Annotated in this window: 20 protein-coding genes, 1 tRNA gene and 1 rRNA gene; 11 read left to right on the forward strand and 11 right to left on the reverse strand. The window is 47.8% G+C overall.

What is annotated here, in order from left to right; translation table 11 throughout:
* The first annotated feature begins 13 nt into the window (after positions 1–13).
* The 4 genes from parE to idi all read left to right on the forward strand — a co-directional run bounded on the left by parE (position 14) and on the right by idi (position 5,831).
* Positions 14–1,906, forward strand: coding sequence for a DNA topoisomerase IV subunit B (gene parE / locus Q365_RS0112125; RefSeq protein WP_028023594.1), 1,893 nt, complete (start codon positions 14–16; stop codon positions 1,904–1,906).
* A 26-nt stretch (positions 1,907–1,932) separates the two neighbouring features.
* Positions 1,933–4,212, forward strand: coding sequence for a DNA topoisomerase IV subunit A (gene parC / locus Q365_RS0112130; RefSeq protein WP_028023595.1), 2,280 nt, complete (start codon positions 1,933–1,935; stop codon positions 4,210–4,212).
* 220 nt (positions 4,213–4,432) lie between these two features.
* Complete coding sequence (locus Q365_RS0112135; RefSeq protein WP_028023596.1) at positions 4,433–5,161, forward strand: 1-acylglycerol-3-phosphate O-acyltransferase; 729 nt, start codon at positions 4,433–4,435, stop codon at positions 5,159–5,161.
* Between the two features lie 133 nt (positions 5,162–5,294).
* Entirely contained in the window at positions 5,295–5,831 is a 537-nt protein-coding gene (gene idi, locus Q365_RS0112140; RefSeq protein WP_028023597.1) for an isopentenyl-diphosphate Delta-isomerase, read from the forward strand.
* A gap of 90 nt (positions 5,832–5,921) precedes the next feature.
* On the opposite strand, the gene Q365_RS0112145 is transcribed toward idi, so the two are convergent.
* The 5 genes from Q365_RS0112145 to arcA all read right to left on the reverse strand — a co-directional run bounded on the left by Q365_RS0112145 (position 5,922) and on the right by arcA (position 10,771).
* Positions 5,922–6,311, reverse strand: a complete 390-nt coding sequence (locus Q365_RS0112145) for a RidA family protein (RefSeq protein WP_028023598.1) — start codon at positions 6,309–6,311, stop codon at positions 5,922–5,924.
* Positions 6,312–6,540: 229 nt separating this feature from the next.
* Positions 6,541–7,008, reverse strand: a complete 468-nt coding sequence (gene pyrI, locus Q365_RS0112150) for an aspartate carbamoyltransferase regulatory subunit (protein ID WP_028023599.1) — start codon at positions 7,006–7,008, stop codon at positions 6,541–6,543.
* Positions 7,009–7,024: 16 nt separating this feature from the next.
* The gene (pyrB, locus tag Q365_RS0112155) at positions 7,025–7,954 is read right to left on the reverse strand and encodes an aspartate carbamoyltransferase (protein WP_028023600.1); all 930 of its coding nucleotides are present in this window, start codon (positions 7,952–7,954) and stop codon (positions 7,025–7,027) included.
* Positions 7,955–8,339: 385 nt separating this feature from the next.
* Positions 8,340–9,344: an ornithine carbamoyltransferase gene (gene argF, locus Q365_RS0112160; RefSeq protein WP_028023601.1), complete on the reverse strand. Its 1,005-nt coding sequence runs from the start codon at positions 9,342–9,344 to the stop codon at positions 8,340–8,342.
* Positions 9,345–9,550: 206 nt separating this feature from the next.
* Positions 9,551–10,771: an arginine deiminase gene (gene arcA / locus Q365_RS0112165; RefSeq protein ID WP_028023602.1), complete on the reverse strand. Its 1,221-nt coding sequence runs from the start codon at positions 10,769–10,771 to the stop codon at positions 9,551–9,553.
* A 574-nt stretch (positions 10,772–11,345) separates the two neighbouring features.
* Here arcA and rraB point away from each other — a divergent pair.
* Complete coding sequence (rraB, locus tag Q365_RS0112170) at positions 11,346–11,753, forward strand: ribonuclease E inhibitor RraB (protein ID WP_028023603.1); 408 nt, start codon at positions 11,346–11,348, stop codon at positions 11,751–11,753.
* A gap of 104 nt (positions 11,754–11,857) precedes the next feature.
* On the opposite strand, the gene Q365_RS26465 is transcribed toward rraB, so the two are convergent.
* Entirely contained in the window at positions 11,858–12,772 is a 915-nt protein-coding gene (locus Q365_RS26465; RefSeq protein WP_081796239.1) for a bifunctional helix-turn-helix transcriptional regulator/GNAT family N-acetyltransferase, read from the reverse strand.
* Between the two features lie 204 nt (positions 12,773–12,976).
* Here Q365_RS26465 and Q365_RS0112180 point away from each other — a divergent pair, with 204 nt between their 5' ends.
* Positions 12,977–14,143, forward strand: a complete 1,167-nt coding sequence (locus Q365_RS0112180) for a YjgN family protein (RefSeq protein WP_028023605.1) — start codon at positions 12,977–12,979, stop codon at positions 14,141–14,143.
* Positions 14,143–15,147 carry a M48 family metallopeptidase gene (locus tag Q365_RS0112185; protein WP_028023606.1) on the forward strand — a complete coding sequence of 335 codons (1,005 nt, stop codon included), beginning with the start codon at positions 14,143–14,145 and terminating at the stop codon, positions 15,145–15,147. The genes Q365_RS0112180 and Q365_RS0112185 overlap by 1 nt, the downstream gene beginning before the upstream one ends.
* Positions 15,148–15,202: 55 nt before the next feature.
* On the opposite strand, the gene Q365_RS0112190 is transcribed toward Q365_RS0112185, so the two are convergent.
* From Q365_RS0112190 to pepA, 4 genes are all read right to left on the reverse strand, one after another.
* Positions 15,203–15,607, reverse strand: a complete 405-nt coding sequence (locus tag Q365_RS0112190) for a DUF2061 domain-containing protein (protein ID WP_028023607.1) — start codon at positions 15,605–15,607, stop codon at positions 15,203–15,205.
* A gap of 369 nt (positions 15,608–15,976) precedes the next feature.
* The gene (locus Q365_RS0112195) at positions 15,977–18,862 is read right to left on the reverse strand and encodes a valine--tRNA ligase (protein ID WP_028023608.1); all 2,886 of its coding nucleotides are present in this window, start codon (positions 18,860–18,862) and stop codon (positions 15,977–15,979) included.
* Between the two features lie 24 nt (positions 18,863–18,886).
* On the reverse strand, positions 18,887–19,336 hold the full coding sequence (locus Q365_RS0112200) for a DNA polymerase III subunit chi (RefSeq protein ID WP_028023609.1): 450 nt from the start codon (positions 19,334–19,336) through the stop codon (positions 18,887–18,889).
* Between the two features lie 143 nt (positions 19,337–19,479).
* On the reverse strand, positions 19,480–20,988 hold the full coding sequence (pepA, locus tag Q365_RS0112205; RefSeq protein ID WP_028023610.1) for a leucyl aminopeptidase: 1,509 nt from the start codon (positions 20,986–20,988) through the stop codon (positions 19,480–19,482).
* A gap of 193 nt (positions 20,989–21,181) precedes the next feature.
* Here pepA and lptF point away from each other — a divergent pair, with 193 nt between their 5' ends.
* Together lptF and lptG are read left to right on the forward strand one after the other, a co-directional pair.
* Complete coding sequence (gene lptF / locus Q365_RS0112210; protein ID WP_028023611.1) at positions 21,182–22,282, forward strand: LPS export ABC transporter permease LptF; 1,101 nt, start codon at positions 21,182–21,184, stop codon at positions 22,280–22,282.
* Positions 22,282–23,355 carry an LPS export ABC transporter permease LptG gene (gene lptG / locus Q365_RS0112215; protein WP_028023612.1) on the forward strand — a complete coding sequence of 358 codons (1,074 nt, stop codon included), beginning with the start codon at positions 22,282–22,284 and terminating at the stop codon, positions 23,353–23,355. The genes lptF and lptG overlap by 1 nt, the downstream gene beginning before the upstream one ends.
* Positions 23,356–23,446: 91 nt before the next feature.
* On the opposite strand, the gene Q365_RS0112220 is transcribed toward lptG, so the two are convergent.
* Complete coding sequence (locus tag Q365_RS0112220; protein ID WP_028023613.1) at positions 23,447–23,923, reverse strand: RDD family protein; 477 nt, start codon at positions 23,921–23,923, stop codon at positions 23,447–23,449.
* A gap of 181 nt (positions 23,924–24,104) precedes the next feature.
* On the opposite strand from Q365_RS0112220, the gene Q365_RS0112225 reads away from it, so the two are divergent.
* Both Q365_RS0112225 and Q365_RS0112230 read left to right on the forward strand, forming a co-directional pair.
* A tRNA-Leu gene (locus tag Q365_RS0112225) sits at positions 24,105–24,190 on the forward strand.
* A gap of 924 nt (positions 24,191–25,114) precedes the next feature.
* Positions 25,115–25,279 (forward strand): 16S ribosomal RNA (locus tag Q365_RS0112230); the annotation flags it as partial.

Below are 25,279 nucleotides of genomic sequence, written 5' to 3' on the forward strand. Positions count from 1 at the left end.
AAACCAATCATCTATGACAGATCAAGTTTATAACGCTGGATCCATTGAAGTTCTCAATGGTCTTGAACCGGTACGTCGTCGTCCCGGTATGTATACAGACACGACTCGCCCCAATCACCTCGGACAAGAAGTTATCGATAACAGTGTCGATGAGGCATTGGCGGGGCATGCACGTAAGGTTGAAGTTATTCTCCATGCTGATCAATCGCTTGAAGTGATTGATGACGGTCGAGGCATGCCCGTTGATATTCACCCTGAAGAAGGGGTGTCGGGCGTCGAACTGATCATGTGTAAACTGCACGCGGGTGGTAAGTTCTCGAACAACAACTATCAATTTAGTGGTGGTTTGCACGGTGTGGGCATTTCCGTGGTGAATGCGCTATCGAACCGTGTAGAAGTCTCTGTCAAACGCGATGGTCAGGTATATGAAATTGCCTTTGAACATGGTGACAAAGTCCAAGACTTAACTGTTACAGGCACGTGTGGACGCAGAGCGAAAGGCACGCGTGTACATTTCTGGCCTGAAGCTAAGTACTTCGATTCTCCGAAATTCTCCGTTTCTCGTCTGAAAAGCAACCTCAAAGCTAAAGCCGTATTGTGCCCAGGCTTAGAGATTGTTTTCACGGACAAAAACACCAATGAAACCATTAAGTGGTGTTACGACAGTGGCCTAAAAGACTATCTCGCTGAAGGCGTGAAAGGCTATGAACTGTTGCCGGCAGAACCGTTTACGGGCGACTTCAACGCACCGCATGAAGCGGCAGACTGGGCCGTTATTTGGTTACCAGAAGGCGGCGAGCTCGTTACTGAAAGCTACGTTAATTTGATCCCGACTGCACAAGGCGGTACGCACGTTAATGGTTTGCGACAAGGTCTTCTTGACGCAATGCGTGAGTTCTGTGAATTCCGCAACCTGTTGCCTCGTGGTGTGAAGCTGACTGCTGATGATGTATGGGAGCGCTGTGCCTATGTGCTTTCGGTGAAAATGCAGGATCCCCAATTTGCAGGCCAAACTAAAGAGCGTTTGTCTTCTCGTCAGTGCGCCGCGTTTGTTTCTGGTGTGGTGAAAGACTCCTTCAGCTTATGGTTGAACGAGCGCCCTCAAGTGGCAGAGCAGTTAGCCGAAGTATGTATTGCTAACGCCCATAAGCGTATGCGCGCTGCTAAGAAAGTTGTGCGTAAAAAAGTCGCTTCTGGCCCAGCCTTACCGGGTAAGTTGACGGATTGCTCCATGCAAGATCTGGCGCGTACCGAACTCTTCCTCGTGGAAGGTGATTCGGCAGGTGGCTCAGCCAAACAAGCGCGTGATCGTGAGTTCCAAGCCATCATGCCGCTGCGCGGTAAGATCCTAAATACGTGGGAAGTGTCTGCCGATCAGGTGCTTGCTTCACAAGAAGTTCATGACATTTCTGTCGCGCTCGGTATTGACCCTGATAATGATGATTTAACGGGGCTTCGCTACGGCAAGGTTTGTATCCTTGCGGATGCGGACTCGGATGGTCTTCACATCGCGACCTTACTTTGTGCACTGTTTGTTAAGCATTTCCATGCGCTGGTTAAAGCCGGTCACGTTTACGTGGCAATGCCGCCTCTTTATCGTATCGACTGCGGCAAGGAAGTGTTTTATGCCCTTGATGACGCAGAGAAAGCGGGCATCTTAGAAAGCTTGAGCAAGAAGCGCGCGAAAATTGATGTCCAGCGATTCAAAGGTCTGGGTGAAATGAACCCGCTGCAATTGCGTGAAACGACCATGGATCCAAACACTCGCCGATTGGTGCAGCTCACCATTGACGATCAAGAAGAAACGGATCGCATGATGGACATGCTTCTTGGTAAGAAACGCGCTGAAGATCGTCGCCACTGGTTGCAAGACAAAGGCGACAAAGCCGAACTGGCAGATATTTAATTAGAGTTTAGAATCGGACGTTTTCAATGACTGATATCACTTATGACGGTGTCGAGCAGCTTCCACTTAGGAAGTTCACCGAGGATGCATACCTCAACTACTCGATGTACGTCATCATGGACCGTGCGTTGCCATTTATTGGTGACGGTCTAAAACCGGTACAGCGCCGCATTATCTATGCCATGTCAGAGCTAGGTCTGTCGGCGACCGCTAAGTATAAAAAATCTGCCCGTACTGTGGGCGACGTGTTGGGCAAATACCACCCACACGGTGATTCGGCGTGTTATGAAGCCATGGTATTGATGGCTCAGCCTTTCTCTTACCGCTATCCATTGGTTGATGGACAGGGTAACTGGGGTGCGCCGGATGATCCGAAATCCTTTGCAGCGATGCGTTATACCGAATCTCGTTTGTCGCGCTTCTCAGAGGTTCTGCTGAGTGAGCTAGGGCAAGGCACTGTCGATTGGCTGCCAAACTTTGATGGCACCATGAAAGAGCCAAAAACCATGCCTGCACGCTTGCCACACATTCTGTTGAATGGTGTGACGGGTATCGCGGTCGGCATGGCGACGGACATTCCGCCGCATAATGCTCGTGAAATTGCCAATGCTGTTGTGGCACTGATTGATTCACCGAAATTGGATTTGGACGGTATTCTCGAGCACGTAAAAGGGCCGGACTATCCAACGGAAGCGGAGATCATTACGCCGCACGTTGAATTGAAGAAGATGTACCGCGAAGGCCGTGGCTCGGTGAAGATGCGTGCTGTTTGGCACAAAGACAATGGCGACATTGTCATTACCTCGTTACCGCATCAGGTGTCTGGCGCAAAACTGCTTGAGCAAATCGCAAACCAGATGCGTGCGAAGAAACTACCGATGGTGGACGATCTTCGTGACGAATCGGATCATGAGAACCCAACGCGCATCGTGATCGTGCCGCGCTCAAACCGTGTCGATTGCGATCAGCTGATGAATCACCTGTTCGCTTCTACCGATCTTGAGCGTAGCTACCGCGCTAACTTGAACATGATTGGCCTTGATGGCCGACCTCAAGTGAAAGGCTTGCTGCAGATCCTCACTGAGTGGCTGGAGTTCCGTCGTAACACAGTGACGCGTCGCTTGCAGTACCGCTTGGATAAAGTGCTTGCTCGCTTGCACATCCTTGAAGGTTTGTTGGCTGCGTATCTCAATATCGATGAAGTGATTGAGATCATCCGCACTGAGGACGAGCCAAAGAAAGAATTGATGGCGCGCTTTGACCTGAGTGAAAAGCAGGCCGAAGCCATCCTTGAAATCAAACTTCGTCAATTAGCGAAGTTAGAAGAATTTAAGATCCGTGGTGAGCAAGACGAACTGAATAAAGAACGTGAGTACCTTGAGAAGTTGCTGGGTTCTGAGCGTCGTCTTAACACGCTACTGAAAAAAGAAATCATCGCAGATGCGGAGAAATACGGTGATGATCGTCGTTCACCATTGGTAGAGCGCGCTGAAGCGAAAGCCATGACAGAACGCGATTTGATGCCAAGTGAGCCGATCACTGTTGTGCTGTCAGAAAAAGGCTGGATTCGCCATGCGAAAGGCCATGACGTTGACGCGAGCACACTGAGCTACAAGTCTGGCGATAACTTCTTAGCATCAGCCCGAGGAAAGAGCAGTCAACCTGCGGTATTCATCGGAACAGATGGACGTAGTTATGCGCTGGAATCGCACTCTATGCCGTCTGCGCGAAGCCAAGGTGAGCCGATCACTGGCCGCTTGAATATCACGGCAGGAACAACCATTCGTCATGTATTGATGGGTGAGAACGACCACCTGATGCTCATGGCGTCAGATGCGGGTTATGGTTTTGTGTGTAAGCATGACGACCTGCTGTCGAAGAACCGCAGTGGTAAAGCCTTGTTAAGCCTGCCTCAAGCGTCAGAAGTGATGCCGCCGCAAAAAGTCAGCGACATTGAAAGTGACGATATTCTCGCGATTACCAATGAAGGCCGTATGTTGGTCTTCCCGGTAAAAGAGCTGCCGCAACTGGGTAAAGGTAAAGGGAATAAGATCATCAACATTCCTGCTGCCCGAGCGAAAACGCGTGAAGAACTGTTGGCACAGCTGTGTGTGATCCCACAAGGCTCAACCGTGACCTTGCATGCAGGTAAGCGTAAATTATCGCTTAAGCCGACTGACATTGATAACTTCCGTGGTGAGCGTGGCAGACGCGGTGCAATGCTGCCTCGTGGATTACAACGTGTCACAACGATTGAAATCGAATCGCCAAATGCGGCAGAGCCTTCGGAAACACCGGAAGCATAATCACAATCAGCACTCGAAACCCTCCAATCGGAGGGTTTTTTATCGGCTTTTGGTGACGTTTTATCGTTCGATGGGTGAATTTTGCCGATGGATAAGTATACTAGTCGCCAATGTGTTTTAGCTTACACCTGTACGCTGTAATTCTTCCGCCAGGTTGAATAGGGCTCACAGGGATGTTTTCCTACCCCCGATAGCGGGTGTCAGGCATTAGGAGAGAAGAATGTACTTTATACTGCGACTGTTGGCGGTTGCCTTGTTTGCGATTGTCATCTTTGTGTTCGGTTGTGGTTACTGCCTGTTAAGTCCAAGAAACCCAGAGAATGTTTACACCATTGGTCGCTGGTTCGGCAAACTCTCTAGTTTGTTTGGTATTAAGCTGAATCTACGCCAAACCGATGCCTCTAAAGAGGTGGGTACGTGCGTGTATATTGCTAACCACCAGAGCAACTGGGACTTGGTGACCGTTTCTAACGCTGTGCGCCCACGTGCTGTGACTGTAGGTAAAAAGAGTCTTACCTATATTCCAATCTTTGGTGCGATTTATTGGTTAACCGGTAACATATTGATCGATCGTAATAATCGCAGCAAAGCGATGGGTACGATTGGTCAGGTTGTTGACCAAATCAAAGAAAATAACGTGTCAGTGTGGCTATTCCCTGAAGGTACACGCTCTCGTGGCCGCGGTTTGCTGCCATTTAAAACCGGCGCATTTCACGCAGCCATCGCCGCTGGCGTGCCGATTGTTCCTATCGTGTGTAGCTCAACCCGAGATCTGAGTGCGTCACGCGGTGACAATGGCCATGTGATTGTGGAAATTATGGATCCGATATCTACGGAAGGCATCACTAAAGAGCAAGTGCGTGAATTGGCTTCTCGTTGTCACGACGTGATGGAAGAAAAGTTGGCGCAGCTTGATGCTGAAGTGGCTGAGCTAAATAAAAAAGCATAAACTTCCGCTCACGCTGAACAAAAGGATACGCCGATGCGTATCCTTTTTTAGTTTTTACGCAAAATACCAAAGCCACCTGAATCTGGCATTTAGAGGTTGTTTGGGTACAGTCGAGTGAGAGAAGTTAAGCACTATGCTGAAAAATCAGGTTGTTTTAGTCACTGAAAGCGGTGAAGTCACTGGGCTTGCTGAAAAAATGGTAGCGCATCAACAAGGTCTGCTTCATTTGGCGTTTTCTGTGATGATTTATCGAGAAACGGCGACTGGCCGTGAGTATTTGCTTCAACAACGAGCAGAGCATAAATATCACAGTGGTGGATTGTGGACTAACACGTGTTGTTCTCACCCTATGCAGGGGGAATCCTTCGAAGCGGCCGCGACACGTCGTTTGAATGAAGAACTCGGTATTGTTGCGCCCCTGCAATATCAAATGGGGGTGACGTTTTGCTATCGCGCGGCTTTGGATAACGATCTGACTGAGCACGAGCTTGATCAGATTATTTTATGCGAAGTTGACGACGTTGAACTTGTGCCAAACCCTGATGAAATTATGGATTGGCGCTGGTGGCCTGAGCAAGAAATGAATACGGCAATGGCAGCAAGCCCTGAACACTTCACCGCTTGGTTTGCGCAAGTCGTCGGGCATGTGGAAGGTCAATTGGCGAGTTAAGCTTTGTGGGTTCTCTCCATCAAACAGAAAAAAAGCGGCATTAGCCGCTTTTTTTGATTCTATTCGCTGTGATGCGAAAAGTGATGTCGACTATTTACGAACCGCGATGGCTTCGATTTCGATACCAACATCTTTTGGAAGACGTGCCACTTCCACGCAAGAGCGCGCAGGGTAGTGCTCAACATTGTGCTCATCGAAAAACTTGCCGTAAACCTCGTTAACAGTACCAAAATCGTTAAGATCTTTAACGAATACTGTCATTTTCACGATGTCGGTGACGGTTAGGCCAGATGACTCAACAACCGCTTTCACATTTTCAAGTGACTGACGTGCTTGCACCGCGATATCTGGAGACACTTCGCCCGTGACTGGGTTAACTGGGATCTGACCAGACGTCAGTACCATGTTGCCAAGATCAACACCTTGAATGTAAGGGCCAATTGCTGCTGGAGCATGTTCAGTGTGAAGCACTTTAGTCATTACCAATCCTTAATTAAACATTTGGTACGGAAACAGGGTAGTCGCCTAGTCTGCATCTTGGGAGGAGATAGGTAAACCTGCTAAATCACATTTTACATCCGTTGTGCTCTTTGGTGCGCATCAGGAGCAAGAAAAAGCCGACAGTTGTCGTCGGCTTCTTATGTGCGCTATACCGTGGCGATGGATTTATCGCCGAAAGCTCTGGCTTTACAGTAATAGCAATTCAGGTTTAGTGGCGCTCTGTCATGATTTCTCGTGAGAACACTTTCTCGCAGTACTTACACTTCAAGTGGATATCATCCGCTTTATTGACCACATTGAAGCTGCTTTCAACCGCGTGCTCGTCGTGTGTAATACAGTTGGTATTCGGGCAACGGTAAACGCCAATAATGGTTTGAGGGAGAGTAAGAGGAAGCTTTGCGACCACCTCGTAGTTCTCAATTTGATTCACTGTCGCGTTCGGTGCATAGAGTGCCAATTGTTGTGCTTGCTCTTCACTGACAAAGATATTTTCGATCTTGATAATGTCTTTTGCACCTAGCGCAGAAGACGGCAGGTTTAACCCCACCGTGATGCGTTCGTTGGTTTTATGCAGCTTGAACAATTTCATCACTTTAAAGCCGACATTGGCAGGAATGTGGTCGATCACGGTGCCGTTCTTGATGGCTTCAACCTGCAGTTTGTTTTGTTTTCCCATGTCCTTTGCTCCTGCCTTAAATCTCTTCGTTCATAACCAATGCGAGTAGTGCCTGACGTGCATACACACCATTCTCAGCCTGCTGGAAGTAGTAGGCGTATGGCGTTTTATCGACAGCGACAGTGATTTCATCAACGCGCGGCAGTGGATGAAGCACTTTTAGGTTATCGCGGGCATGTTCCAAAGCGGGCGTATCAAGAATAAAGGCGGCTTTGATGTGCGCATATTCAGACTCGTCAAAGCGCTCTTTTTGAACGCGAGTCATGTACAAAATATCAAGCTCTGGCACGACGTCTTCAATGCTGCCATGCAAGCTGTAAGGGATCCCTGAATCGTCGAGCTCTTCCAGAATATAGTCTGGCATTGCAAGGGCGTCTGGCGCGATGAAGTAGAAGCGGTTGTTATCGAACTTCGATAGCGCCTGCGTCAATGAATGCACAGTGCGGCCGTATTTCAGATCGCCGACCATGGCAATATTGAGATTGTCCAGACGACCCTGGGTTTCAAAAATGCTGAACAAGTCTAGCAAGGTTTGCGTTGGGTGCTGGTTGGCACCGTCGCCGCCATTAATAACAGGAACACCTTTAGAGAATTCAGATGCGAGTCGCGCTGCGCCTTCTTTAGGGTGGCGCATCACAAAGGCATCGACGTAAGAAGAAATGACCTGAACCGAATCAGACAGGGTTTCTCCTTTTTTGCCTGATGACGTGTTACCTGCATCAGGGAAACCGATCACTGTGCCACCAAGGCGTTGAACGGCGGTTTCGAAGGATAAGCGTGTTCTCGTCGAGGCTTCAAAGAAGCAACTGGCTACCACTTTGTTTTTCAGCAATGTCGGATTTGGCTCAGCTTTTAGTTTGCCGGCCGCATCGACGATGATTTCCAATTCTTCGCGGGACAACTCCGGGATGGAGATAATGTGTTTGTTGTACAGCGAGGTCGCCATGTTTTTCTTCCCTCAATGGTTGCGCATCATGCTTGTTTGGGTAAAACCCTGAGCGTGATAATGCTCGGTGGTACAATTTTTAGTCAAAAAAAAGCCTCCCGATCAGGAGGCTTTTTTTGAAAATAGATGAAAAATAAAATAGGAGGCCATTGCCGCAGTTGGGCAGTGTTTAGCAATAAATTGTGTCGCTAAATGTGGCATTCCGATTCGATTTTCTGACAAATTGCGGAGAATTATACGCCCATTTTTTGCGGGTGCAAGGGCGAGGAAGTAAAGCTGCCACAACAGAACGGCCGAACCTCATTGAGTGCTCTGACGATAGCATTCATGCCAACAAAAAAGCCGCTGCAGTGGCAGCGGCCATATAAAGGAGGCTAGATAGCGATTAGTCGCCCAGAGTGGCAACCAGCACGGCTTTGATGGTGTGCATGCGATTCTCCGCTTCATCAAACACGATGGAGTAGTCTGATTCAAAGACATCATCGGTGACTTCCAAGCCATTCATGCCATATTTCTCAGCCACTTCCGCACCAATGGTGGTTTGGTCATTGTGGAAGGCTGGTAGGCAGTGCATGAACTTCACGTGTGGATTCCCCGTGGCTTTGACCACGTCCATATTCACTTGATAGGGCTTCATCAGCGCGACACGTTCATCCCATGCATCTTTAGATTCGCCCATGGAGACCCAAACATCGGTATAAAGGAAGTCACAGCCTTTAACACCTTCTTCGACATTTTCAGTCAGCGTGATCTGTGCGCCCGTTGATTTCGCAATGGACTGACATTGTTCCACGAGGCCTTCTTCTGGCCAAAACTGCTTAGGTGCCACCAAGCGAATATCCATGCCCATTTTAGCTGCGCCAACCATGAGTGAATTGCCCATGTTGTTACGTGCATCGCCAAGGTAGGCGAACTTAATGTCATGGAGCTGTTTGCCGCGTCCATACTCTTGCATGGTCAGGAAATCGGCGAGAATTTGTGTTGGGTGGAATTCGTCAGTGAGGCCATTCCAAACAGGAACGCCCGCGAACTGGCCGAGTTCTTCAACGATATCTTGTCCAAATCCTCGATATTGAATGCCATCGTACATTCTACCCAGCACGCGGGCGGTATCTTTCATCGATTCTTTATTGCCAATCTGAGAGCCTGACGGGCCAAGGTAAGTGACTTGCGCGCCTTGATCGAATGCTGCGACTTCAAATGCACAGCGAGTCCGTGTGGAGGCTTTTTCGAAAATTAATGCGATGTTTTTGCCTTTCAAACGAGGCTGCTCGTAACCATTGTATTTGGCTTTTTTCAGATCGGCAGACAGTGACAACAGGTGTTCGATTTCGCGAGGTGTGAAATCTAATAGCTTCAGAAAATTCCGGTGGCGAAGATTAAAAGCCATAAATGAGTTCCCTTCAAAATCTTGTGTACAACTGAATAGTAGAATCATCCTCTACTATGATAATAGTCACGATTTTCACTCAAATATGATTAAGAATGCAACCCCTGTGAATAAATAATTATTTGTTGTGGATCTCTATTCATTAAAAAGGCCACCTTGAATGGTGGCCTTGATGGGTGTTATCAACAGAGTGGGGGTTGCGATGGTTACACGCCGTCGCGTTCGATAGGGCAGCTCATGCAGCGTGCGCCGCCGCGTCCTCTTCCGAGTTGGTCGCCAGGAATAGGAAGAACCGTGATACCCGCTTTGTCATATTTCTCATTGGTGTAGACATTGCCTTCGTAGCCAATGACAACACCAGGACGTACCGTGAGTACATTATTGGCATCATTCCATTGCTCACGTTCTGCTTCGAAGCTATCACCACCCGTGGTAATGATATTGAGTTGTGGCAGATCGAGGGCTTTTTCAATCGCATGGAGGAAGTAGTCCGTCTCTTTGACTTCAACGTCGCCATTGCCTTTGTTGATGAGGCGCCAAGACTGAAGATCTTTGCGCATGACCTGCGGATAGACAGAAAAGGTATCGATGTCCATATGGGTCATGACCGTGTCTAAGTGCATGCATGAGCGATGCTTAGGCAGATTGATTGCAATTACTTCTTTGGCCTGTCCGTGTTTGAACAGGTTTCTTGCCAGCGCTTCAACACCTTGTGGGGTGGTGCGCTCTGACATGCCGACCAAGACCGCGCCATTACCGATAACCAATACGTCGCCACCTTCTACCATGGCATTGTCATAGTCACGTTGCTCAGCGCCAAGGTAGGTAAGGAAATCTGCACCCGCAAAGGTCGGGTGCCAGCGGTAAATGGCGCGAAGGTGGTTAGTTTCACGCTGGCGAGCAGGCTTCGCCATCGGGTTTAGCGATACGCCACCGTAAATCCAGCATGAGGTATCACGGGTAAACAGGTGATTGGGCAGTGGGTCGATAATAAAATCGGTGCGTTCGTGCATGGCTTGCATCATGGAAGACGATTGCACGGGGAAATCAATGTAGCTCAGGCCGCCTAAAAGAATATGCGCCAATTCTTCATTGCTCAGTTCATTGAGGTACTTGCGCACATCGCCCGCAAATTGGTAGCCGAGACGGTATTCGCCTATCTGCACATCAAGCAGCCACGTTTTGGCTTCAGGGATCGCTAAGGTTTCTGCAAGAAGATCGTGTAGCAGCAAGACTTCAACATCTTGGTCACGCAATGTCTGTGCAAATTGGTCGTGCTCTTCTCCTGCACGCTCAACCGCTAACACATCATCAAATAGCAGTTCTTTATAGTTTGATGGTGTGAGGTGGTTAAGAGCTCGCTCTGGTCGATGCAGCAATACGCGCTTTAATTGACCGACTTCAGAACCCACATATAACTGACTCATTATCGTCTCTCTCTTGAATTTTTATTAGACCCGCCTGTTGGTTACCACGCTCGCCTTTTACTCGGTTTTATGGGGGAAACCTGAGATTTTTTGGTGATAGCATGATGTACGCAACAACGAGGAAATAGGGAGATTAAGCGACAGAATTCTGTAATAGGGGCGCTTGATAGCAAAGACGCCTGAAAACATGTCGTAAATCCATTTATCTAAACAGTGGCATGGGTGGGGTAGCGCGAGCGCTATACCTCAATGATCCCAATAAATGCTCACGTTCAATTGTGCTTATCTATGCGATAGAAATGCACACTATTCCATAATTCGGGGTTTTCTTGGCGCAAGATGAGGTGAAACCTAGGTATATCCAGCATCTTGTATGGTTATGACCCCGTTCTCAAATAATGACAACCTTGTAGGTTAAGGTCAATTTTACTTTTAGTTAACATGTGTCGGGTGCGATCTTTTTCGCGATAAATCCGATCACTTGGCGTCTTGGTATTGGTATCAATTGAACGTGGCAAACCAAGCCAATCCATGCGATAGTGCCTCGGTTATTATTTCAGTCTGGAGTTATCCAATGTCTTACGCTGACATTATTGAAGAACAAAAAGCGGAAACCCGCGAAATCATTGCTGCGCTGCTAGATGATGGTAGCGATCCAGATGCGCTTTACACGATTGAACACCACTTTTCGGCGGATAGCTTTGCGGAGCTAGAAGGCGCTGCAGTGGAAGCGTTCAAACTGGGTTATGAAGTGCTGGATGCGGAAGAGCTTGAGCTGGATGACGGTTCAACAGTGATTTGTTTTGATGCGGTAATGGAATCTGCGCTTGACGCTGATCGTATCGATAAGCAAGTAGAAGCGCTTGCTGCATTGGCTGAAAAACACAAAATTGATTATGACGGTTGGGGCACTTACTTTGAGTCAGATGAAGAATCTGACGACGAAGAAGAAGGTGACCTTGAAGAAGACGACGAGAAGTAATCACGTCCTCTTTTAGTCTCTCGTAATAAAAACGATAAAGCCGGATATATCCGGCTTTTTTGTGGGCGCTATTTGAGAATGCTACGTGAGAGTGACTATGAGTGCTATGACGAGAAAGTTTTCAGCATGACGACTTCGCAATCGCCATGTCCGGTATCGCCAAGTGGCTTGTCGAGGTGTTTAAAGCCAATCGATTCATATAGGTGAATCGCTTCTTTTAAACATGCCGTGGTTTCGAGATAACATGCGGTGTAGCCTTTCTCTCGGGCAAACTTCATCGCCATTGCCGCAAGGCGACGGGCAAACCCTTTCCCTCGAAGTTCTGGACGGAAGTACATTTTCTGCAACTCGCACACGGTATCTTCGCCTTTCAGTGGAGCAATGCCACCGCCACCCAAGATCTTTCCATTATGCTCTACCACCCAATATGCCGCGTTCTCTGCTTGGTAGCATTCGCTGAGTGAGTCGAGTGTCGGATCTGCGATGCTGTACCCCTTGTCCTCGGTTAATCCATATTCTGTCGACACTTTGCGAATAACGGCTGCGATGGCGGCGTTGTCTGCGGGTTCTAACAAACGCAGTGTGAAGCCTTTCTGGTGATGACTCTGCTCCATTGCTCGGTTGTAGCGGTACAGAGAGCGTGACAAGTTTTCAATCTCGTCCAAATCGAGTTGCTCTAAGTACAAGGCGATTTCTGAATTGATCCCGACATGATGCTGGTCGAGTCGTGCTCGGCCAAAATCAGACAACAGGTAGGTGGGGTGGGCACTTTTGGCATCGGCTTGGTAAGAGACGGTGTCGTTATTAATCAAGATAGCCAAGGTGCGATTGGCGTTGATGACGTCAATGTTAAGTCTCCCTGCAAGCTCTTCTGCGCTGAGAGGACCTTGTTCGAGCTCAATTAATACATGACATTGCACAGTCGTCAGGCCTGCCGTGCCGTAGATGTTGTCTAGCAACCCACGATGCCTGAGCAGTTGACGGACTAAAGAGCGGATTTCAACCGGACCTGTAGGCATTGTTTCTCCATTTTGCATGTTGCACGCCCTGTGCGTTGAGGTTTGCGATTATTGCTCAATCACTATTTTATGTAAGTGAGTATGCCGTGTATTTGCATCATTTGTTTATTTTATTCGCACTTGCTACTGAGCAATGTGAGTGAGTCATGGCATTCACTTATGATAGCGAAAACATATGATAAATCAGTTGGCAAAGGATTGACCATGGAAAACAAGATGCAGTTTCACGGAACTGGCCGTGAGTTCTTCGGGATTTGGATTGTGAATATCGTGCTGAGTGTTCTCACTCTCGGTATTTATTCGGCGTGGGCTAAAGTGAGAACTAAAAAGTATTTCTATGGAAATTCGGAATTGGCGGGTAGCCGGTTTGATTATCATGCGACGCCCATTCAGATCCTTATTGGACGAATAATCGCCGTGTCGGCATTTATTATTTGGTATGTGGTAGGGCAGTTTTTCCCCGTTTTTTCCGTCGCCTTATTACTTGCAGGCATCGCTATCATGCCTTGGCTGGCGCGCAACAATGCGCGCTTCGATGCTCGGATGACCAGCTATCGTAACGTTAGGCTTAATTTTACGGGGTCATTGCTCGGCGCCTATACCGCGTTGTTGGGGCGAGGTTCAGTGCTATTCATCGTATTTATTGCTTTTGGCACGTTTGCGTCTGCACCGACAAATGGGTGGGTCACGTTTATTTTCGTGATGAGCGGGCTCATTGCCGGGTTATTTACGTTTGCTTGGGTAATGAAAGGTGTTGCCAGCTATTTTGCCAATGGATATGGCTACGGAAAACTGACGTTTGAGGCAGAACTTTCGACTGGCTATTTTGTTCGCACCTATTTGGGCGCTATTGGGATTGCACTTTGTGCGTCAGTTGGAATTTTACTGTTCGGCGGAGTCATTGTCTTCCTGATTGGCGATTCCGTTATCCCTAATATTGAGGCTTTTGATTGGGAGTCTTTCAATGTCTCTGACATGTCGTCACTGTTTAGTATGTTTGCTGTTTTGCTTCTAGCGTACGCCATGATGTTTCTTTCGATGTTGATGGCGAGTGCATATATTGCTTCGAGAATTCGAAATCACGTGTTCAGCTTAATGCAGGTGGGTGACACCGGTGACTACCGACTTAGCTCCAACATGAAAACCCTAGATTACACCGTGTTGATCATCACTAACTTTTTGCTACAAGTTGTCACTCTCGGTTTGGCGCGCCCTTGGGTAAAAGTGCGCACTGCTCGTTATCTGTTATCAGTGACATCGGTACACGGTGATCTGGATGCGCTTAGCGTTTACGAAGATGAAAGCAATGTGAAATCTTCTATTGGGGATGAAACGTCGCAGGTCTTTGATTTGGATATTGGTATCAGTTGATGGTGAACGGCGTTGCTTTTAGCGCGGGAGAATCCGCGAAACACGAAGCGACATTTACCGTCGTCGCTCAGAACAGAGCAGTCTTGAATTATGATGGTCAGACAGTGACGTGCGACCTTGCTAGCGTCACTCCGTCTGAGTCTATTGGTACACTGCCGCTTCAATTGTGTTTTCCAAATGGCGAGCTTTTTATCCCTGATGACGAGTCATCTCTCCCACTTTGCTTTCAACGCTCAAAGAAGGGAGGGTTATCTCGACTCGAAAGCAGCAAGGCCGCCATTTTTTCATTTGTTGTTGGCGCCGTGTTTTTGATCACATTGTTTTTCTATGTTGGCGTGCCAGCTCTGAGCACTGGGATTGCGAAGGCGCTGCCTGATGATGTGCCAATGGCAGTTGGTGATCATGTGATGACACAGCTCGACGGTCAGCTTCTCACTCAATCAGCACTTGATGCCCCAAGGCAGGATGCCATTCGAAAGCGCTTCGAGATGCTGTTAGCGTCGCTGCCTCCCATGCCTATCACGCCAAAGCTTGAGTTCCGTCGCTGGGAGCAAGGGCCGAATGCGTTCGCATTGAGTGATGGCACGATTGTTTTGCTGGATTCGCTAGTATTGCTAGCAGAGAACGATGCGCAGCTTGAAAGCGTGATTTTGCATGAACTCGGGCATGTTTATCACCAGCACGTCATGATCCGCTTAGTGCGTTCAACATTGATTTCAGTCTCTGTCGCTGTGATCACAGGCGAAAGCACCGGAGTGATTGACCTGATGACAGGTGTTGGTGTGTTGCTAGCAACAGCCGGTTATTCCCGAGCCGATGAGGTGCAGTCAGATGCTTTTGCCGCGCAATATCTCACGGCCATTTATGGCAACGCCACTGCGCAGGCGGAAATGTTTACGTTAATGGGGCAGGGGCTCACCGATGGAGAGGTCACGCAATGGCTGAGCTCGCATCCTGATACGAAAAGCCGTATTCAAGCCACGGAAAATTTTCAGGAACAGTAAGTTACTTTAAACATGAAAAAGGGCAGCGAGGCTGCCCTTTTTCGTGAGGAGACTATCAAGATACACGCGTAGGGTGATGATGGTGGCAAAGCATGCTCATACGTTCTTTGTTTTGCCATACGCGTTCATGGAAGTAATAAGCCATTGTGTTGATGCATGGCTCAATCATCGCCATCAAGCTACCGATCAACACATCCCCTGTCAGAAGGTAAACCACGGTGAATGCGACACTAAAATGAACAATCGCAAAGCTTATGGTTTTGTGGCTTGGGTTGTTGTTCATCGTACGTTTTAATAATTTGCTATCCCATGCTTTCTCATGGAAGTAAAACGCGACGGTGTTGACCATTGGTTCTACCATGGCTATCAAACTACCTAGCAGAATATCACCAGTCAAAATGTATGCGACGGTAAAGGCAACGGTAAAATGGATCACAGCAAAACTGATGGTCTTTTTCATAACAGGTCCTTAGGTCCTTCATGGGTATGACTTAATTATTGCAAATGATTCTCATTTGTAAATAGGGTTTTCATGGATTGTTCCGATAGCCATGAGCTATTGGAAATTAATTCTTGTTTAATCTGTTGATTAGTAAGTGGTTAATTTTATTTTTCGTTGGTTGGTAAAATCGAAAATAGTGAGTATTCGTGATGAGCATCAAGCGAGATAACGAATTTGAGCACTATTTTTCATAGAACGGGAGTGCTGAAACGGTCAAGTGACGCACAATTTTGTGGGGGGGCTGTTGTTTGGTGATGACAAAAAACACATAAAAAAGGCTGATGGTCACCCATCAGCCTTTTGCATTGTGTTGGTTAGCGTGGAGAATTACAGTGCAGCGATAGTTGCTTTCTGCTCTTCCAGTTTCACCAGTGTTTCTTTGTAGCCATCTAGCTTCGCACGTTCAGCCTCAACAACCGCTTCTGGTGCTTTAGCAACGAAACCTTGGTTGCCTAGCTTGCCAGCGATACGCTTGATTTCGCCTTCCGTTTTTGCGATTTCTTTGTCTAGACGAGCTAGCTCTGCATCTTTGTCGATCAGACCCGCCATTGGGATCATCAGCGTAGACTTACCAACCAGTGCTGTTGCACACGCTGGTGTCTCTTCGCCAGCAGTCAGAACGCGAATGCCGTCCAGTTTTGCCAAAGACAATAGAACTTGTTTGTTTGCTTCTAGACGAGCAACGTCTTTCTCGTCGGCCGCTTTCAGCATGACATCAAGCGCTTTGCTTGGTGCGATGTCGTATTCAGCGCGAAGGTTACGAATAGAAGTGATAAACGCTTTCACCCACTCGATGTCTGCAAGTGCATTGGCATCGAACTGTGCTTCATCATACTGAGGCAGTGCTTGCAGCATGATGGTTTCGTCAAAGTTAGCCGCATCAATGCCGTCGACCAATGGCTTAACGCTCTGCCAAATGGACTCGGTGATGTATGGCAGTACTGGATGAGCAAGACGTAGCGTTTTCTCAAGCACAGTGATCAATGTGTAACGCGTCGCTTGCTGTTGCGCTTCAGTGCCTTTCCAAAGAACAGGCTTGGTCAGCTCTAAGTACCAGTCACAGAATTGGTTCCAGATGAACTCGTACAGCGTGTTTGCTGCCATATCCAGACGGAAGTTCTCGATGTGTGTGTTGAAATCTTTCGCCGCCAGTTGGAATTGAGATTCAATCCATTTATCTGCCAGTGAGAACTCCATCGAGGCGCGCTGCTCTTGAGACAAAGAGGTGCCGCAGTCTTGCTCTTCTGCATTCATCAGCACGTAACGGCTTGCGTTCCATAGCTTGTTACAGAAGTTGCGGTAACCTTCTAGGCGCTTCATGTCCCAGTTGATGTCACGGCCGGTTGAAGCCATGGCTGCTAGGGTGAAACGCAGTGCATCTGTACCGTAAGGTTCGATACCGCCTTCAAAGGCTTTACGCGTGTTCTTTTCAATCTTGGCTGCAAGCTGAGGCTGCATCATGTTGCCACAACGCTTCTCAACAAGAGATTCCAGATCAATACCGTCAATCATGTCGATTGGGTCAAGCACGTTGCCCTTTGATTTCGACATCTTGTCGCCGTTCTCATCACGGATAAGACCGGTAACGTAAACGGTTTTGAATGGCACTTGTGACTTGCCGTCTTCGTCTTTACAGAAGTGCATGGTCATCATGATCATGCGAGCAACCCAGAAGAAGATGATGTCAAAACCAGTGACCAACACGTCAGACGGGTGGAAGGTTTTCAGATCTGGGGTTTGCTCAGGCCAGCCTTGTGTACCGAAGGTCCAAAGTGCAGAAGAGAACCAGGTATCCAGTACATCGTCGTCTTGGCGAAGCACAACCACAGGAGCAAGGTTGTTTTGCTCTCGCACTTCTTCTTCGCTGCGGCCAACATAGACGTTACCGTCGTTGTCGTACCATGCAGGAATGCGGTGACCCCACCAAAGTTGACGAGAGATACACCAATCTTGAATGTCACGCATCCAAGAGAAGTACATGTTTTCGTATTGCTTAGGCACGAATTGAATGTCGCCATTCTCTACGGCTTCAACGGCTGGTTTCGCCAGTGTTGCAGCACGCACGTACCATTGGTCAGTCAGCATTGGCTCAATGACAACACCACCACGGTCACCGTAAGGCACGGTTAGGTCGTGATCTTTGATTTCTTCTAGTAGGTCAAGCGTGTCGAATTCAGCAACGATCGCTTTACGTGCAGCGAAACGCTCCATGCCACGGTAAGCTTCTGGAAGCTCGGCGCTGTATGCGTCGCTTGCTTCGCCGTTGGTGTTGAACACTTCGGCACTGTCACGGATGTCAGCATTGAAGGTCAAGATGTTGATCATTGGCAGCTGGTGGCGTTTGCCGACTTCATAGTCATTGAAGTCGTGCGCAGGGGTGATCTTCACACAACCTGTGCCTTTCTCCATGTCTGCGTGTTCATCGCCCACGATAGGGATGCGACGATTCACGATAGGCAGCATGATTTCTTTGCCGATCAGCGCTTGGTAGCGTGGATCTTCAGGGTTTACTGCAACGCCTGTATCACCCAGCATGGTTTCTGGACGTGTGGTTGCAACAACAATGTAGTCTTTGCCGTCTGCGGTTTTTACACCGTCAGCCAGTGGGTAACGGAAATGCCACATGTGGCCTTTCACGTCTTTGTTTTCCACTTCTAGATCAGAAATCGCGGTGTGCAGTTTCGGATCCCAGTTAACCAGACGCTTACCACGGTAGATAAGATCTTCTTGGAAAAGGCGAACAAACACTTCTTGAACGGCATTAGACAGGCCGTCGTCCATGGTGAATCGCTCACGATCCCAGTCGACTGACGCGCCAAGGCGACGAAGCTGCTTGGTGATAGTGCCACCAGACTCCGCTTTCCATTCCCAGATCTTGTCGATGAAGGCATCACGACCGTAATCGTGCTTAGTTTTGCCTTCTTCTGCAGCGATCTTGCGCTCAACAACCATTTGCGTCGCGATACCTGCGTGGTCGGTACCTACTTGCCAAAGGGTGTTTTTGCCTTTCATGCGTTCGCAACGGATCAAGGTATCCATGATGGTATCTTGGAACGCGTGACCCATGTGAAGGCTACCAGTGACGTTTGGTGGCGGGATCATGATGCTGTATGCATCTTTTGAAGTGTCACCATGAGGCTTGAAATAACCGGCCTCTTCCCAGCGCTGGTACAGCGCTTTTTCAATCGATGTTGGGTTGTATGTCTTTTCCATAGCGCTCTTGATGGATCGTGTGATTTAGGACATGTCATCAATGGCAAGGGTTCGCATTTGTCGCCCTGCCATTCTGTAAATTTTGTAGCGCTCTCGCGCTTGCTGCTTGAGAGTTTCTTCGCAAGGCACGAAGTCTACCACTTGTGCAAAGGAAGGCGCAAAAATTGCTGCTTCTTCGGCCAAATTTATCAGCACATTTCTGTGTCCTGAATGTCTGACACCTGACCAGCCGATTTCAACTTGCGCGCCACCTCTTGGGCCTTCTCCCACAAGATTGTGCGGGACAAAGTGATCGGGTGACTGTTGCCACAGAAATTCGTCGACGGTTTCCGCTTGAGATTTGTCGCTCGCTGAGATGTAAACCTTCATGCCGTGTTGAGAAAAATGCGCGGAAAGTTGGCAGGCTTTTTCCACCATACGATGTTGGTCGTCTGTATGGGTATCATCCAATATATAGAAGGTTGCCAGTGCCATTTTAGCGTTTCTCTCTTGCGGCGAATTAACGCGTCTCAGTGTGCGGTGAGTCTGAATGAAAAGCCATTGCTTTTTGTTTCTTCGCTCACGTCAAAAACGAAAAAAGGGGGCTTCGTCAGCCCCCTTTTTGGTATGGAGAAATGTTACTCCACGGTCTCAAGGCCAGAGCGGTTCAATAAGAACTGGACTAGCAATGGGACAGGGCGACCAGTCGCGCCTTTGTTTGCGCCACCACGGAACGAGGTGCCAGCGACATCAAGGTGTGCCCAGTTGTATTTCTTCGCAAAGCGAGAAAGGAAACAACCAGCGACGATAGTGCCACCGCCAGGGCTACCAATGTTTGCCATGTCAGCAAACGGGCTCTTAAGCTGCTCTTGGTATTCCTCTGTCATCGGCAGACGCCACGCGCGGTCACCCGCTTGTTCTGATGCGTTAACAATTTCATGTGCCAGAGGATTGTGGTTAGACACCAAACCACTGATGTGGTGACTCAATGCCACAATACATGCGCCAGTCAGTGTGGCTACATCGATAACACACTCTGGTTCGTAACGCTCAACATAAGTCAGCGCGTCACACAGAACCAAGCGGCCTTCAGCATCAGTGTTTAGCACTTCAACTGTTTGGCCTGACATGGTGGTCACGATGTCACCTGGACGATACGCTGCGCCATCTGGCATGTTTTCACAACCGGCCAAAACACCCACAACATTGATTGGAAGTTCTAGTTTCGCCAATGATTTCATTGCGCCGAATACTGAAGCCGCGCCACACATGTCGTACTTCATTTCATCCATACTTGCTGGTGGCTTCAGTGAAATACCGCCTGCATCAAAGGTTAAACCTTTACCGACCAAGATGATTGGTTTTGCGTCTGGGTCTGGATGGCCTTTATATTCGATCACGGACATCATGGATTCATTGCGAGAACCCTGACCCACCGCGAGGTAAGAGGTCATGCCGAGTTCTTTCATTTCTTGCTCACCGATGATCTTGGTGCTGACTCTATCAAAGTCATCAGCAAGACGGCGTGCTTGAGAGGCCAGATAAGCTGGGTTCGCGACGTTTGGTGGCATGTTGCCAAGATCTTTACATGCTCTTACGCCTGATGCGACAGCAAGGCCGTGCGCAATAGCGCGCTCGCCAAGGTTTAGCTCGCGACGCGTAGGAACGTTAAACACCAACTTGCGCAGTGGACGACGGGTTTCCGGCTTCACACTCTTAAATTGATTAAAGGTATATAGGCTATCTTTGGTGCTTTCTACTGCCTGACGTACTTTCCAATAAGTATCGCGACCTTTAACGTGCAGTTCAGTCAGAAAACAAACCGCTTCCATTGAACCTGTTTCGTTCAAGGTGTTGATGGTGTTTTTGATAATTTCTTTGTATTGACGCTCACCCAGTTCACGTTCTTTGCCGCAGCCTACTAACAGTACGCGCTCAGACAGTACGTTAGGAACATGATGCAGAAGTAGCATCTGGCCTGGTTTGCCTTCTAGATCGCCGCGACGCAAAAGGCTACTGATATAACCATCACTGATTTTGTCGAGTTGCTCCGCTACAGGTGATAAGCGACGTGGTTCAAACACACCGACGACAATACATGCGCTGCGCTGCTTCTCGGGACTCCCGCTTTTTACACTGAACTCCATGCGTACTCCTACATCCTAAAGACAAGTGAGGCTAAATGTTGGATAATGCCCGCTTTATTGGCACTCGATTTGTTGTTCGAGGTAATTTGAATTAAGCAGGTCAACACTTGGCCGAAAGATTAAAAAATAACTCATTTACCCAAAAACTATAGCGATTCGAGTAAAAAAACAAGTTTTCTAAAGGTAAAACGCCGTGATTATTGTTCGGTATTTGATCCGAGAGACAGTGAAGACACAACTTGCTGTGCTGTTTGTGCTTTTTCTGGTCTTTTTTAGTCAGAAGTTTATTCGTGTACTGGCAAACGCTACAGATGGCTCAATTCCGGGGAGCGATGTGTTAACGCTGGTCGGCCTTTACATGCCATCTATGGCGATGTTAATGCTGCCACTTAGCCTTTATATAGGGATTTTGATTACTTTCGGGCGTCTCTATGCCGAAAGTGAGATTACAGTGATGAATGCGACGGGGATCGGAAATAAGTTTCTGATTCATGCTGCGTTGTACCTCGCACTGATTACGGGGGCTGTGGCTGCGTTCAATGCACTTTGGCTTACGCCATGGGCAAATGATAAAGAAATCAAAGTTATGGAAAGCTTTGAGGCGGAAAGTGGCCTTGAGTTACTTGTAAAAGGCCAAATACAACCGTCTCCTGATGGTGAAGCGGTTGTGTATGTAAGCGATATTACTGGCGACGGAAAAGACTTACATAAAGTGTTTATCGCACAACCTGTTCCTCGCGACACCATGCGACCGAACATTGTCGTTGCAGAGAAAGGCTTTGTTTCGGAGCTACCAGATGGGCGTCAGGTACTGGATCTGAATACAGGCGTACGTTACGAAGGTATTCCAACACGATTGGATTACACCGTGACGGACTATGAGAATTACCAGGTTTTGATTGGTCAGCGGGAAGTGCGTCAAAAGCACCGTGACTGGGATGCGATGCCGACAGTTGCATTGCTTGATGAACCATCTGCGCCAGCACAGGCTGAATTGCAATGGCGTATCTCATTAGTGCTCTGTATTCCATTGATGACTATGATTGTTGTTCCTTTGTCTTCCGTGAATCCGCGTCAGGGCCGTTTTGCTAAGTTATTTCCAGCAGTGCTGATCTATCTGACTTACTTCCTTGCTATTAGTGCTGCGAAATCTGCAATCGAAGAGGGGACTCTAAAACCTGAAATCGGCCTGTGGAGTATTAATGTGCTTGCCTTGTTGGTGGCGGTTGCATTGATAAGTTGGGACACATTACCTGTGCGTAAAGTGAGATATCGAATGAGGAGAGCCGCTTAATGTTTAAGATCCTCGACCTTTACATTGGGCGGACCATCATCGCGACGACTTCGCTTTGTTTGGCAACGCTGGTGGGGTTGTCAGCCATCATTAAATTTGTCGAGCAATTGCGCTCGGTCGGTGATGGCACGTTCACCATGTTGACTGCGGTTCAATACGTTATGTTGAGCATGCCGCGTGATATCGAAATGTTCTTTCCTATGGCGGTGTTGCTCGGCGCGTTGATTGGTTTAGGGACATTGGCGTCGAGTTCAGAACTTGTTGTAATGCAAGCTTCGGGCTTTTCAAAGCTTGATATCGGCCTTTCCGTACTGAAAACTGCAATGCCACTCATGCTAATTGTATTGGCGCTTGGTCAATGGGGCGCTCCTGATGCACAGAAAGCGGCTCGCGAGTTAAGAGCATTTGCAAAATCTGGCGGTAATGTCATGTCTGTTCGTAGTGGCGTATGGGCGAAAGATGGATCAGACTTTATCTATATTGCACGTACCGATCAGAAAGAATCTCTAACAGGGGTGAACATTTGGAAGTTCGAAGATGACCAAGAACTAAAGACCATGGTGTTTGCTGAAAAAGGGACCTTCCTAGATAAAGATAGTTGGATGTTGAGCAACGTAACCATTACCCATTTTGAAGGTCCGGTTAAAATCAGTGAAACCGAGCAAGATCAATTGGCTTGGAGAACGACGTTGACCCCTGAAAAGCTCTCTATTGTGACAGTCAAACCTGAAGAGCTTTCATTGAGTGGTGTATACAGCTATGTAGATTACCTCAAGGCGTCAGAACAGGATGCGGCTCGTTATGAACTCGCGTTGTGGCGTAAAGTGCTTCAGCCTCTTTCTATCGGTGTAATGATGTTACTGGCATTGAGTTTTGTTTTCGGTCCATTGCGCTCAGTAACAATGGGGGCTCGTGTACTTTCAGGTGTGATCTTTGGTTTTGCCTTCTATATATCCAATGAAGTGTTTGGGCCTTTGACCTTGGTATACAACCTTCCACCATTTTTTGGTGCGGTGGCACCTAGTTTGGCCTTTATAGGTGTGACCCTCTATTTGCTAAATAGAAAGCTCTAACCAATAGCTAATAACAAGAAACGAAAAAGAGGGAGCCGAATGGCTCCCTCTTTTATATGGTAATGGATGACGCATCAGGTGGCGGAGTGATTCAGTCGATCTTGACCATTTGACTGTTCGCGAAGTGATCTTGAAACGAACGATTGTTTCGGTCGAACAGTGCAAGCAGGTTGCCAGCCCCTAAACATGAGGTCGCCATACGGATTAGTGATTGGGTAAATGTTACTTGTCCGCCAAACTCACTAATGAGTTGAAGCTTCCAAGCCTTCATGCCGACAGTCTGACCTGCTCTTGACCAAAAATAGCCATAGAAAGCCGCCGCGACGGCAAACACATAAAGGGTAAATAAAGGACTGATCATTGGATTGCGAGTGAGGTAGTCCCCAACATCGACATAACCTTCAATTGAAAAGCCAAATTGAATCGCAATAGCAAAGCCACCCACAACAACACCAATGGCTAACATCTCAACGGCAGCAAGTACGAGAAGGTCGTATAACCATGCACCCATACGACGGAAAAAACTTGCGCCCTTTGGGACACTGTATTGAATTGAAGATTGAGACATGTTTCTGTCCTAAAATTGAGTATATATAGAGTCTACCAGCCTTAGCGATGATGGTGAATGCATAAAAATGCCTCCATTTGAGTGTATTTATAGCAAGCTGGCGAAAAAAGAAACGGTTGAACAAAAATAATGAATTAGGGGCTTGCGCTGTAGTTCGGCTTGCGTATAATCAGCCTCACTTGCCCGGGTGGCGAAATTGGTAGACGCAGCGGATTCAAAATCCGCCGGTGAATAACTGTGCCGGTTCAAGTCCGGCCCCGGGCACCAATTTCCGGAAAAGCCCCAGTCGAAAGACTGGGGCTTTTTTCGTTCTAAGCCCCAAGCGTTTCTGCTAACCTTTCTACTTCTACTTCTACTTCTACTTCTACTTCTACTTCTACTTCTACTTCTACTCCTATCTATTAATACCTTCTACAAAGCAAATAGTCTTTGAGCTAAATCTATGAGCGAAAGGCTACGATGAACGATTCCCCCATTCTGACTGACTCTGTTATATTCCTTCTTTATATATGTGAACTGAATGGGCGAAGAAGTTCGGCCCTTAGTTTAGGTCTTGCCAAATTGCCAAATCTATCTCATAGCGTCATATCATTTCGCCAGACGTTAGATAGCTGCCGAATAGCTGAAGGTATATAACCGAGCAAGATATTCACGTGCGAGTTCTGATTGAATGCCAAATTGCCGTATGAAGGTTATGTAGTGACGCGACAACACCAAAGAAGGTTGATTGATAAGGTAAGCGAGAGAAATACCTGCTAACACGAGAGCATTTGGTGTGCCTCAAAGAAAATAACTAGAGTGAAAATGAGTAAAACAGTGCAATTAATTATCACTTTCGGGTGTTTTGATGGAAAAGTGAACGGTTGAGTCGATTTTCTGAAGTTATTTGTACTTTGCTATTGCCAACGTGATCGATCTCTCTATAATGCGGCCCATCGACACGGAACACGGCGAGTTAAGCCGCTGACCAAGTCAACGTTCTTTAACAATTTGACCTATACAATCTGTGTGGGCACTCGTACTTGATAGGCATAAGATTTATCAGTGAACTGAGTGACCCAAGATGGTTGAGCTTTTCGAAGTGACACTATCAACACAGTCAATGCAGTTTTGCCTTAGGGTAAAAAAGTAATTCAGTATTCATTGAGCGTTAGAACTTCTTCTTCGGGAGAGGGGATAACAACAAAATTCTAATTGAAGAGTTTGATCATGGCTCAGATTGAACGCTGGCGGCAGGCCTAACACATGCAAGTCGAGCGGTAACATTTCAAAAGCTTGCTTTTGAAGATGACGAGCGGCGGACGGGTGAGTAATGGCTGGGAACCTGCCCTGACGTGGGGGATAACAGTTGGAAAC

The sequence above is a fragment of the Enterovibrio calviensis DSM 14347 genome, from assembly GCF_000621165.1.
In the GTDB taxonomy this organism is placed as follows: domain Bacteria; phylum Pseudomonadota; class Gammaproteobacteria; order Enterobacterales; family Vibrionaceae; genus Enterovibrio; species Enterovibrio calviensis.